Consider the following 12367-nt stretch of genomic DNA (forward strand, 5'->3'; position numbering starts at 1 on the left):
CCGTGACGCCTCCGACGAGACCGACCTGCGCTCCCGTGAGCGGGAGGCGCAACGCAACGCCGTGGTCGAGCTCGTGAAGGTGGCCCCGGTCGCGCAGGAACTGGCCGACCGGTTCGCCGCCGCGGGCCACCGCCTGTACCTGGTGGGCGGCAGCGTGCGCGACGCGCTGCTCGGGCGGCTGGGCACCGACCTGGACTTCACCACCGAGGCACGCCCGGACCGGGTCCGCGAGCTGCTGGACGGCTGGGCGGAGACCGTCTGGGACACCGGGATCGACTTCGGCACCCTCGGCGCCTACAAGCGCGGCACCACCGTGGAGATCACCACGTTCCGCGCGGACAGCTACGACCGGGTGAGCCGGAACCCGCAGGTCGACTTCGGCGACTCCATCGAGGGCGACGTGCTGCGCCGCGACTTCACCGTGAACGCCATGGCGATCGAGCTGGGTTCGCGCGAGTTCGTCGACCTGCACGGCGGTCTGGAGGACGTGGCGCGGCGCCGGCTGGACACGCCTGCGACTCCGCAGGAGTCGTTCGCCGACGACCCGCTGCGGATGCTGCGGGCCGCGCGGTTCGCCGCCCAGCTCGGTTTCGAGCCCGCGCCGCGGGTGGTCGAGGCGATGCGCGGCATGGCGGAGCAGATCGCCCGGATCACTCCGGAGCGGGTGCAGGCGGAGCTGTCGAAGCTGCTGTGCGGCCGGTACCCGCGCGAGGGCGTGCAGCTGCTGGTGCACACCGGGCTGGCCGAGCACGTCCTGCCCGAGGTGCCCGCGATGCGGCTGGAGATCGACGAGCACCACCAGCACAAGGATGTCTACGAGCACTCGCTGGTGGTCCTGCAGCAGGCGATCGACCTGGAGCGGGCCGCCGACCCGGACGGCGAGCCGGACCTGGTGCTGCGGCTGGCGGCGCTGCTGCACGACATCGGCAAGCCGGACACGCGGCGGTTCGAGCCGGGCGGCGGGGTGAGCTTCCACCACCACGAGGTGGTCGGCGCGAAGATGACGCGCAAGCGGCTGCGCGCGCTGCGCTACTCCAAGGAGATCGTGCACGACGTGTCCGACCTGGTGTACCTGCACCTGCGGTTCCACGGTTACGGCGAGGGGAACTGGACGGACTCCGCGGTGCGCCGCTACGTCACCGACGCCGGGCACTTGCTGCCGCGGCTGCACAAGCTGGTGCGCGCGGACTGCACCACCCGCAACCGGCGCAAGGCCAACGCGCTGCAGCGCTCCTACGACGACCTCGAGGAGCGGATCGCCCGGATCGCCGCCGAGGAGGACCTGGCGAAGGTCCGGCCGGACCTGGACGGCAACGAGATCATGCGGCTGCTCGGCGTCCCGCCGGGCCCGATCGTCGGCAAGGCGTGGAAGCACCTGAAGGACGTCCGGCTCGACCGCGGTCCGGTGGATCGCGCGGAGGCCGTCGCCGAGCTGTACCGGTGGGCGGCCGAACAGGGCATCGAGGTTCCCGGCGAGAGCTGAGCCGTCGGTGCGCGGTCTCGCGCTGTACGGGTTCCGGCTTTTCCCCAGTCTCCTTGCTCTGGTCGTTGCAGGTCAAAGCTTCATAATATTACTGAAGTGAAAATACTCAGGCGTTTCGGTGAACACTCAGCAGCGAAGGCTGATCATCGACTGCGGCCAACCGCATTCGTCGGGAGACGGACGCGCCGCGAACCGGCCACCTCTGCGATCATGCGGAGGTGGAATCTGACGCGGAGGTGGAGCCGGGGACGCTGCTGGTGGCTGCTCCGCAGCTACTCGATGAGAACTTCCGCCGCTCGGTGGTGTACGTGATCCACCACCGCGGCGAAGGCACCCTCGGCGTCATCCTGAACCGGCCCAGCGAGGTGGCGATCAGCGACGTGCTGCCGCATTGGGCACCGCACGCCAGCGAACCGCAGTCGCTGTTCGTCGGCGGACCGGTGGAACAGCGCACGGCGATCTGCCTGGCCGCCCTGCGCACCGGCGAGGACGTCGGAACTCTCGGCGGCGTGGTCGGCGTGCGCGGCCCGGTCGGCCTGGTCGACCTCGACGGAGATCCGGAGCAGCTGGTCCCGCGCACCCGCGGGCTGCGGTTCTTCGCCGGCTACGCGGGGTGGGAGGCGCGCCAGCTCGCCGGTGAGATCGAACGCTGTGACTGGCTCGTGGTGCCCGCGCTGCCGGACGACGTCATCGCTGCACCCGGCGCGGACCTGTGGGGCCGGGTGCTGCGGCGGCAGCGCACTCCGGTGTCGTTCCTGGCCACGCACCCTGGCGATGTGAAGCTGAACTGACCCCGCTCAGCCGCAGCAGCCACCGGGGCAGCCGGTGCAGCCGCCGGCCGCGACCGGTTCGGGCAGGGCTGCCGCGGCCCGGTCGCCGAACACTCCGCCGATCACCATGAGCGCGAACGCGCCCGCGATGCCCAGCACGGCGACCAGCACGGCGCTGAACATCGTGCCCAGCAGCGGCTCCGAAACTCCGGCGAGCACGGCGATCGCGCCGCCTGCCAGCATCGCGGGGGCCGCCGCCCGGTTGCCGAGCTCGAAGGCTTCCTCGCTGCGCAGCGTCGCCGGCGTGCGAACCCCGACGTAGCGGTTCGGCGGGAGCTGGCTGCGCAGCCCGCGCCAGCCGATGAACAACAGCGCCGCCCCGAGCACCACGAGCAGCGCGGACAAGATCACCTGCACAGCTATCACCGGCCCAGCGTACGGCGGCCGCTCGCGGGTCATCCGCGCGCTACCCGGCTGGGGTTCACTGGGTCACATGATCGCAGCACGCTCACCCGCAGCCCGTATTGCCGTCGCCCTCGCTGCCGGGCTGCTCTCCTCCGCTTGCGCGCAGCCGACGACCCCGCCGGAGGGCGTGCGCGTGCTCGGCGAGCGGACGTTGCCTTGGGGCACGACGTTCCAGAACACCACCGTGGGCGGATTGTCCGGGCTGGACTACGACGCCCGTTCCGGGCAGTGGGTGTTCATCAGCGATGATCGCTCGCAGCACCAGCCTTCCCGCACCTACACCGCGCAGATCGACGTGCGGGCGGACGGGCTCGGCGACTGGCGGCTCACCGGCACGCATCCGCTGCTGCGTCCGGACGGGAAGCCGTATCCGGAGGACGCGGTCGATCCGGAGGAGGTCCGCTTCGATCCGCGGTCGCACGAGCTGCGGTGGACCGCCGAAGGTGATCGCGACCGGCCGGCCGACCCGTCGATCCGTTCGGCGGCGCCCGACGGCGGGTTCCGCGGCGAGCTCCCGCTGCCGCCGAACCTGGCGATGCGCCCCGACAGCGGTCCGCGGGACAACGAGTCGCTGGAGTCGCTGACCTTCGCCGCCGGCGGATCGCTGCTGATCAGCGCGGTGGAGTCGACGCTGCTGCAGGACGGCGAACCACCGGATCCGGAACGCGGCGCGCTCAGCCGGGTCACCGTGCAGGACCGGGCAGGCCGGGTGTCGGCGCAGCACGCCTACCCCGTCGACCCGGTCTTCGCCCGGGGCGGCGGTGACAACGGGATCGCGTCGATCCTCGCCGACGAGCGCGACCCGTCCCGATTGCTGGTGCTGGAGCGCGCCTACGTGCCGGGCGCGGGCAACTCGGTCCGCGTCTACGAGGCGGATCCGCGCGGAGCGACCGACGTGCGGCACCTCGGCTCCTTGCGCGGCACCGAGGTCGCGCCGATGCGCAAGCGGCTGCTCGCGGACCTCTCCGGCCTCGGGCTCAGCACCGTGGACAACGTCGAAGGGATCGCCTGGGGACCGCGCCTGCCCACCGGCGAACACACCCTGGCCCTGGTCAGCGACAACAATTTCTCCCCAGCCCAGACGACCCAGCTGATCGCGCTCGCCGTGCGGTGAGGCCGGGTCGTCGCCGACGATCAGCCCGCCCGCCGGCGCCCCGGGCGGGCCTGCGGGAAACGCGTTGGCGGCGGGCGGCACACTAGGGGTGTGCGATCCGCGTGATGAGCAGGGAAGGAAGCACAGGCGATGAGCGGCCAGGCAGCAGGCGTGACGGGCGAGCCGACGGAGACCCCGGTGACGGGAGGCCCGGCGACGGGGGGCCCGAACGGGAGTGAGGAGGCGCCCCGGTTCCGCTACACGGCGGAGATCGCGGCCGAGGTCGAACAGCGCTGGCAGCGGCGCTGGGAGGAGCTCGGCACCTTCCACGCCCCGAACCCGGTCGGCAAGCTGCGCGCCGAATCGGCCGACGACCCGGCAGGCGGCGACCCGGAATCCGCCGAGAAGCTGTTCATCCAGGACATGTTCCCGTACCCGTCGGGCTCCGGGCTGCACGTCGGACATCCGCTGGGCTTCATCGGCACCGACGTCTACGCCCGCTTCCACCGGATGCTGGGCCGCAACGTGCTGCACACGATGGGTTTCGACGCCTTCGGGCTGCCCGCCGAGCAGTACGCGGCGCAGACCGGCACGCACCCGCGCACCACGACCGAGCAGAACATCGAGCGGTACCTCAACCAGATCCGCAGGCTGGGGCTGGGCCACGACGAGCGCAGGCGGATCGCCACCACCGACATCGAGTTCTACAAGTGGACGCAGTGGATCTTCCTGCAGATCTTCAACGCCTGGTACGACACCGCCGCCGACGGCGGCCGCGGCCGGGCGCGGCCGATCGCCGAGCTGGAGGAGCAGTTCGCCGCCGGTGAGCGCGCCACCCCGGACGGCAGGGCGTGGACCGAGCTGTCCCGCACCGAGCAGCGCCGGCTGATCGACACCTACCGGCTGGCCTACCTGTCCGAGGCCCCGGTGAACTGGGCGCCCGGTCTGGGCACCGTCGTGGCGAACGAGGAGGTCACCGCGGACGGCCTGACCGAGCGCGGCAACTTCCCGGTGTTCCGCCGCAATCTGAAGCAGTGGATGATGCGGATCACCGCTTACGCCGACCGCCTGGTCGACGACCTGGACCGGCTGGACTGGCCGGACAAGGTCAAGAGCATGCAGCGGAACTGGATCGGCCGCTCGCACGGCGCGAACGTGACCTTCCGGCTGGACGGTTCCGCGGGCGAGGTGCAGGTGTTCACCACCCGCCCGGACACGTTGTTCGGCGTGACCTACCTGGTGCTGGCCCCGGAGCACCCGCTGGTCGACGAGCTGACCACCACCGAGTGGCCCGCGGGCACCCACGAGGTGTGGACCGGCGGCGCGGCGACGCCCGCCGAAGCGGTCGCCGACTACCGGCGCACCGCTTCGATGAAGTCCGACCTGGACCGCCAGGAGAACAAGGACAAGACCGGCGTGTTCACCGGTGCGTGGGCGACGAACCCGGTCAACGGCGCCCAGATCCCGGTGTTCGTGGCGGACTACGTGCTGATGGGCTACGGCACCGGCGCGATCATGGCGGTGCCCGGTGAGGACCTCCGCGACTGGGACTTCGCGCACGTCTTCGAGCTGCCGGTGGTGCGCACCGTGCAGCCCTCCGCCGAGCACCCGGGCGGCGCCTACACCGGTGACGGGCCGCGGATCAACTCCGCGAATCCGCAAGCCGGTCTGGACCTGAACGGGCTTGGCCTGGAGGACGCCAAGAGCACCGTCACCGAGTGGCTCGAGCAGCGCGGGCACGGCGCGGGGACCGTGGAGTACAAGCTGCGCGACTGGCTGTTCGCGCGGCAGCGCTACTGGGGCGAGCCGTTCCCGATCGTCTACGACGAAGACGGCGTGCCGCTGGGCGTGCCGGACGGCGAACTGCCGGTGGTGCTGCCGGAGGTCGCGGACTACTCGCCGCGCACCTTCGACCCGGAGGACGCCGACAGCCGCCCGGAGCCGCCGCTGGCCAAGGCCACCGACTGGGCCGAGGTCGAGCTGGACCTGGGCGACGGGCTCAAGCACTACAGCCGGGACACCAACGTGATGCCGCAGTGGGCCGGTTCCTGCTGGTACCAGCTGCGCTACATCGACCCGGTCAACGACGAGGCGTTCGTCGACCCGGTCAACGAGCGGTACTGGATGGGCCCGCGCCCGCAGCAGCACGGCGCGAGCGACCCGGGCGGACTGGACCTGTACGTCGGCGGCGTGGAGCACGCGGTGCTGCACCTGCTGTACTCCCGGTTCTGGCACAAGGTGCTGTACGACCTGGGCTACGTGAGCTCGGAGGAGCCGTACCGGCGGCTGTACAACCAGGGCTACATCCAGGCGTTCGCCTTCACCGACTCGCGCGGCGTGTACGTGCCCGCCGAGGAGGTCGAGGAAAGCGGCGGCGAGTACTTCTTCCACGGCGAACCGGTCCGCCGCGAGTACGGGAAGATGGGCAAGAGCCTGAAGAACTCCGTGTCCCCGGACGAGATGGCCGACAGCTACGGCGCGGACACGCTGCGGCTCTACGAGATGGCGATGGGCCCGCTGGACACCTCGCGTCCGTGGGCGACCAAGGACGTCGTCGGCTCGCAACGGTTCCTGCAGCGGCTGTGGCGCAACGTCATCGACGAGCACACCGGGCAGCTGCGGGTCGCCGACGAGCGCCCGGACGAAGAGATGCTGCGTGCGCTGCACAAGACCATCGCGGGTGTCCGGGAGGACTTGGACGCGCTGCGGTTCAACACCGCGGTGGCGAAGCTGATCGAGCTGAACAACCGCGTCACCAAGACCTACTCGGCGCAGCAGCGCACGCCGCGGCAGGTCGTCGAGCCGCTGGTGCTGATGGTCGCCCCGCTGACCCCGCACCTGGCCGAGGAGCTGTGGGCGCGGCTGGGCCACGACACCAGCCTGGCGCACGGCCCGTTCCCGGTGGCGGATCCCGAGTACCTGGTCGAGGACACCGCGGAGTACCCGATCCAGATCAACGGCAAGGTGCGCTCCCGGGTGGTCGTGCCCGCAGCGGCCGAGCAGGACGAGGTGCGTGCGGCGGCGCTGGCGGACGAGAAGGTGGTGGCCGCGCTGGAGGGCAACGAGCCGCGCAAGGTCATCGTCGTGCCCGGCAAGCTGGTCAACGTGGTGGCCTGAGCCGCCCTGCGGCGAACGGCCCGCTCCGCGCGAGCGGGCCGTTTTCGCGTCGCACCGGTTCCGGAACGGGTAGGCCGAGGTGGCGAGGCAGGTCACGTAGCGCTGGTTACTCACGAGTAACTACGCTCGGCGGCGACGGAACTCCAAGTGCGGAGGCTGGCATGGACATCCCGAGGACACCGGCCGGATTCGACGCGGGTGAGCTGGCGGCTCTGCTGGACGGGCGCTGGGCTGACGTCCGCGCGCAGGTCCGCAGCGCGCTGGAGGGCACCGAGCTGCCACCCGGCGATCACCTGGACACCGAGGCGCACCGCGCGCTGACCCTGGAGCAGCTGCACCTGCTGGTCAAAAGCGGCATCCCGGAGATCGGCTTCCCGGTCGCGCAAGGCGGGCAGGGCGACACCGGCGGTTCGGTGGTGTCCCTGGAGATGCTGGCCGGGAACCTCTCGCTGATGGTCAAGTCCGGGGTCCAGTGGGGCCTGTTCGGCGGTGCGGTGCAGGCGCTGGGCACCGAACGGCACCACGAGCGCTACCTGCCGTCGATCATCAACCTGGACCTGCCGGGTTGCTTCGCGATGACCGAGACCGGGCACGGCTCGGACGTGCAGCGCCTGCGCAGCACCGCCGCCTACGACCCGGCGACCGAAGAGTTCGTCGTGCACACCCCGCACGAGTCGGCGCGCAAGGAGTACATCGGCAACGCCGCCCGCGACGGCCGGATGGCGGTGGTGTTCGCCCAGCTGTTCACCGGCGGCCAGGGGCACGGCGTGCACGCGTTCATGGTTCCGATCCGCGACTCCGCGGGTGCGGTCCTGCCCGGCGTGCACATCGAGGACTGCGGCCGCAAGGCCGGGCTCAACGGCGTGGACAACGGGCGCATCACCTTCGACAACGTGCGAGTCCCGCGCGAAGCGCTGCTCAACCGCTACGGCGACGTGGCCGCGGACGGCACCTACAGCAGTCCGATCGACAGCACCGGCAAGCGGTTCTTCACCATGCTGGGCACGCTGATCCGCGGCCGGATCTCGGTGGCGGGCACGGCGGGCAGCGCCACGAAGCTGGCCCTGGAGATCGCGCTGCGCTACGGCTCGGCGCGCAGGCAGTTCGACCGGCCCGGCACCGACGAGGAAACCGTCGTGCTGGACTACCTCGGGCACCAGCGCAAGCTGCTGCCCGCGCTGGCGAAGACGTTCGCGCTGCACTTCGCGCAGGAACAGCTGGTATCGACGCTGCACGAGGTGCAGGGCTCCGGGGACGAACGCGCACAGCGGGAACTGGAGTCGCGCACCGCGGGGATCAAAGCCGTCACCACCTGGCACGCCACCCGGACCATCCAGATCGCGCGCGAGGCGTGCGGCGGCGCCGGCTACCTCGCGGAGAACCAGTTGCCGCAGCTCAAGGCGGACACCGACGTGTTCACGACCTTCGAGGGCGACAACACGGTGCTGCTGCAGCTGGTCGCCAAGGGCCTGCTGACGAACTACAAGGGCCAGTTCGACGAGCTCGGCACGATGGGGATGGCCAGGTTCGTCGCCGACCAGTTCGTGGGCGCGGTGATCGAACGCACGGCGGCGAAGTCGCTGGTGCAGCGCCTGGTCGACGCCGCGGTGCCGGACGACGAGGAGGCGGTGTTCGAGCGCGGCTGGCAGGTGAAGCTGTTCGACGACCGCGAGCGGCACGTGCTCGACGGCCTCGCCCGCCGCCTGCGTCGCGCCACCGGTGGTTCCGCGGACCCGTTCGAGGTGTTCAACGACGCGCAGGACCACGTGCTGCGGGCGGCGCGGGTGCACATCGACCGGGTCGTGCTCGAGGCGTTCGTCGCCGGTGTCGAGCGCTGCCAGGATCCGGACACCGCGCTGGTGCTGGAGCGCCTGTGCGATCTGTACGTGCTGTCCACGGTCGAGGAGGACCGGGGCTGGTTCCTGGAGCACGAGCGGATCACTCCGCGGCGGGCGAAGGCCGTGACCGAGGCGGTGAACGGGTTGTGCCAGGCGTTGCGCCCGCACGCGGTGGACTTGGTGGCGGCGTTCGGCCTGCCGCGCCAGTGGCTCACCGCGCCGATCGCGACCGGTGCGGAGCAGCAGCGCCAGGAGGTCCAGCGGGAGCACGACCGCCGGGACGACTGATCCGCATTCTGCCGGGCGGCCCGCTCGTGACGATTCGCCGACGGGCGGGCCGCGCTTTTTTGGCGCGACCACGAACTGATCCGGAATTGTTCGGCAGGGCGTGGAAACCGGCCGTTTTTGCGGAACCATATCTTTCCGGTATGGCGCTGTGCAGGAATAATGGAAGATCGACGAATTCGAAACGATATGGACCGAATACTCACCGTCGCTTGATCTGTGCCGATATGCACACATGGCGGAAACTGCTTCATGCGAATGGGTAGTTTCTCGCCGCATGGCACGGACCAATTTTAAACGCACTGTAATCGCATCCGGACTCGTAGCCGCGGCGCTCGGTGCGGGCGCCGCCATGCCCGCGCAGGCGCTCGCCGCCGACGCCGGGCAGCAGAACCGCGTCGTCGAACTCGTCAACCAGCAGCGCGCCGGTGCCGGCTGCGGACCGGTGAAGGTCGACAAGCGGCTCACCCAAGCGGCCAACGGGCACAGCTCCGACATGGCCAACCGGAACTACTTCTCGCACGACACCCCGGAAGGCGTGTCGTTCGACAAGCGGATCAAGAACGCGGGCTACCCGTCCCCGGGCGCGGAGAACATCGCCGCCGGCCAGAGCAGCCCCGAGCAGGTGATGAACGCCTGGATGAAATCGCCAGGGCACAAGAAGAACATCCTGAACTGCAAGCTGAACAAGATCGGCGTCGGAGTCGAGACCAGCGGCTGGAACTGGACGCAGGACTTCGGCTACTGATCCCCCGGACCGCGACTCCGCTGCACGGGCGCAGCGAGCATCGCGGCCGGATCGGCGTGCGGCCAGGGCTCCCGGTTCGCCGAGGGGCCCTGCCGCACGTGTCATCCGGTGGTCAGCCCGAGCTCGTGGGCCAGCTCGTCGAGCAGCGACTCGTAGAGCCGGTCGGAGTGCGCCAACGTGAACGGGAACCGCCCGAACACCTCCAGCGCCACGTGCCCGTAGATCCGGACCCACCAGCGCAGCAGGAAGTAGACCGCGTCGGTGTCCTGCGCTTCCGCGGGCAGGTCGATCCCGTGCTGCGAGAACGCCTCGGCCAGCGCGAGCTGGTTCGGGGACAGTTCCGATTGCAGGCTCGCCGGCGCCGACTCGCGGTCCACCACGTGCGTGCTCTCGGCCATCAGCGGGCCGATGAGCCGCAGGAAGACCCCGGCGAACTGGTCCCGGGCGCCTTCCGGACCGGCGCCGTCCGCGCCGGGTTCCGCGGTCTCGTCCGCGCGGGTGGCGAAAACCAGCCCGAACTCTTTGGGATGCGCCAGCGCCCAGCGCCGAAAACCGTGGCACACCGACCGCAGTTTCCCGTGGAAGTCGCGCTGGTCGATCTCGCGCAACCGCTCGCTCAGCTCGTCGACCAGGTCGCCGCAGATGTCCTCGCCGAGTTGGCGCAGCAGGTCTTCGCGCGAGTCGTAGTAGCGGTACAGCGCGGGTGCGGTGATGCCCAGCTCGCGGGCGATCGCGCGCAACGTGACCGCGTCCCGGCCCTGTTCGATGAGCAGCGTCCGGGCGTGCTGGCGGATCTCCATCTCGGTGGCAGCACGGATGCGTTCGCGCCGAGTGCCCTCGCTCATCTGACCGACTCCATGGCGTGTTCCGCCGGTGCCGCGCGGCGGGTTCGACCGCTGCGCAGCTCACCGATCGGACGGCGATCAATTACTTGCGGTGCACGTTATCGGTTCCGTTCCGGTCGCCACCACCGAACGCCGATCAGGAATATCGACTTGTCGGCATGTGTTGGCGCTGCCGAAGACGGCCGGTCGGTGGCCTCCGGGGCGGAAAGGTGTACTCGATGGACGCGGCAGGAACGAACGACCCAGCGGGAACGAACGACGCGGCGGCGCGGGAACTCGTCGTCTACACCAGGCCCGGCTGCCCGTTCTGCACATCGCTGCGGGCGGGCCTGCGCAAGCAGGGGGTGGCCTTCCGGGAGCTCGACATCTGGCAGGACGACGAAGCCAGGGCCGTCGTGCGGTCGATCGCGGACGGCAACGAGACGGTCCCGACGGTCGTGGTCGGTGAGTTCTCGGCGGTGAACCCGTCGGCGTCCGAGGTCGTCGCGGCGCTCGGCGAGCACGCGCCGGAGCTGCTGCCGGAGCAGAAGCCGGGTCCGGTGCAAGGCACGCTGAACGCGCTGGGCCTGCGGCGCAACGGCTGAGCAGCGCGGGCCGCGGCCGACCCGGTCGCGCAACCGCACGGGCCGGGATGAACCAGGGCCGGCCGCACGGGGGGCGTTGCGACCGGCACCTGGGGGTTGCGATCGTCGGTGGCGCGATACCGGCGAGCAGCAACTCATCCAGTTTGACGTTCAGCCTCCCCGCGAGGATGCATCTTCGTTCCCAACTACGCCCGAACGGGTGGAACCCGCGTCGGTACGGGGTCACGACGCGATGCCCGCGCGGGCCTCCCTGCCGCCGATCAGCCGCGCGTACCGGGTGCCGCCCGCCAGCAGGATGAGCCCGGCGGCCAGGAACGCCAGCACTCGGGCCAGGCCGGACAGCGCGGCGAGGTCGAACAGCAGCAGTTTCGCCAGCGCGACGCCGACCAGCGCGAATCCCGCGACCCGCGGCGGCACCGAACCGATGCCGCGCAACAGCAGCAGGAAAGCCAGCACCATCCACGAGACGGTGATCAGCGCGTGCCCGGCCAGGAAGCCCGAGGTAGTCGGCAGCACCAGGAGGCTCGCGGTGAGCACGGCACCACCGCAGCCGTAGAGAAGTCCGACGGCTGCGGGCGTCAACGCTTGCGGAGTTCGCGGTAGCACGTGCATCCGGACCGCGGCCCAGGTCGTGGCGGTGGTGGCGCCGGCCGTGAGCAAGAAGGCCGCCAGCCCGCCGAGCATCGCGGGCGTCAGCGCGCGGCCGTCGTCGAAGTACGGCTGAGCGGGGAAGCCGGTGAACAGGCTCGGCGGCACGTCGATCAGCAGCGCCAGCAGGGTTCCCGCCGAACCGAAAAGGGCGGCGCTCAGCAGCAGTCCCTTGCCGCGCAGCCGGAATGCCAGCATTGCCAGCAGCAGTGCTTCCGCGAGGACGCTGACCGAACGGGCCGAAGCGCCGGTGCACAGCACCGTCAGCTGGAACAGCAGCATGGCGCTCACCCCGCCTGCGACGACGCCGAACGCAGCGGGCAGTCGACCGACTCGGCCGGCGCACCACACCGCGAAGTACAGCGCGCCGAGCAGCGCGAGGAATCCGAACGCGGGCCAGCGTCCCAGCATCGGGGCGACCAGCGCGGTCGGTGCGGCGGCGCTGATCAGCAGCGCGATGCCGATCGGGTCCTTGCCGCGGCGGTGCGCAG

Annotated in this window: 9 protein-coding genes and 1 pseudogene; 7 read left to right on the forward strand and 3 right to left on the reverse strand. The window is 70.7% G+C overall.

The annotated features are described in order from the left end of the window. Positions 1-25: 25 nt before the first annotated feature. Together IJH84_RS04820 and IJH84_RS04825 are read left to right on the forward strand one after the other, a co-directional pair. Positions 26-1483 (forward strand): CCA tRNA nucleotidyltransferase, encoded by a 1458-nt coding sequence (locus IJH84_RS04820; RefSeq protein ID WP_295140744.1) that lies wholly within the window; start codon positions 26-28, stop codon positions 1481-1483. 218 nt (positions 1484-1701) lie between these two features. Continuing rightward, a complete protein-coding gene (locus tag IJH84_RS04825) occupies positions 1702-2274 on the forward strand; it encodes a YqgE/AlgH family protein (RefSeq protein WP_295140725.1) in 573 nt (190 codons plus the stop codon). Positions 2275-2280: 6 nt separating this feature from the next. Here IJH84_RS04825 and IJH84_RS04830 read toward each other — a convergent pair whose 3' ends face one another. Continuing rightward, positions 2281-2679 (reverse strand): SdpI family protein, encoded by a 399-nt coding sequence (locus IJH84_RS04830; protein WP_295140728.1) that lies wholly within the window; start codon positions 2677-2679, stop codon positions 2281-2283. 67 nt (positions 2680-2746) lie between these two features. On the opposite strand from IJH84_RS04830, the gene IJH84_RS04835 reads away from it, so the two are divergent. From IJH84_RS04835 to IJH84_RS04850, 4 genes are all read left to right on the forward strand, one after another. Next, positions 2747-3832: an esterase-like activity of phytase family protein gene (locus tag IJH84_RS04835; protein WP_295140731.1), complete on the forward strand. Its 1086-nt coding sequence runs from the start codon at positions 2747-2749 to the stop codon at positions 3830-3832. 129 nt (positions 3833-3961) lie between these two features. Continuing rightward, a complete protein-coding gene (gene leuS / locus IJH84_RS04840) occupies positions 3962-6928 on the forward strand; it encodes a leucine--tRNA ligase (RefSeq protein ID WP_200068013.1) in 2967 nt (988 codons plus the stop codon). Between the two features lie 161 nt (positions 6929-7089). Continuing rightward, positions 7090-9054 (forward strand): acyl-CoA dehydrogenase, encoded by a 1965-nt coding sequence (locus IJH84_RS04845; protein WP_295140736.1) that lies wholly within the window; start codon positions 7090-7092, stop codon positions 9052-9054. A gap of 274 nt (positions 9055-9328) precedes the next feature. Then, on the forward strand, positions 9329-9799 hold the full coding sequence (locus IJH84_RS04850) for a CAP domain-containing protein (protein WP_200068011.1): 471 nt from the start codon (positions 9329-9331) through the stop codon (positions 9797-9799). 101 nt (positions 9800-9900) lie between these two features. Here IJH84_RS04850 and IJH84_RS04855 read toward each other — a convergent pair whose 3' ends face one another. Then, the gene (locus IJH84_RS04855) at positions 9901-10644 is read right to left on the reverse strand and encodes a WHG domain-containing protein (RefSeq protein ID WP_200068010.1); all 744 of its coding nucleotides are present in this window, start codon (positions 10642-10644) and stop codon (positions 9901-9903) included. Between the two features lie 218 nt (positions 10645-10862). On the opposite strand from IJH84_RS04855, the gene IJH84_RS04860 reads away from it, so the two are divergent. Next, entirely contained in the window at positions 10863-11228 is a 366-nt protein-coding gene (locus IJH84_RS04860; RefSeq protein WP_200068009.1) for a glutaredoxin domain-containing protein, read from the forward strand. A gap of 222 nt (positions 11229-11450) precedes the next feature. Here the strand turns inward: IJH84_RS04860 and IJH84_RS04865 are convergent. Further along, a pseudogene (locus tag IJH84_RS04865) lies at positions 11451-12367 on the reverse strand (DUF2339 domain-containing protein); the annotation flags it as partial.

Source organism: Saccharopolyspora sp. (assembly GCF_017434145.1).
In the GTDB taxonomy this organism is placed as follows: Bacteria; Actinomycetota; Actinomycetes; order Mycobacteriales; family Pseudonocardiaceae; genus Saccharopolyspora_C; species Saccharopolyspora_C galaxeae.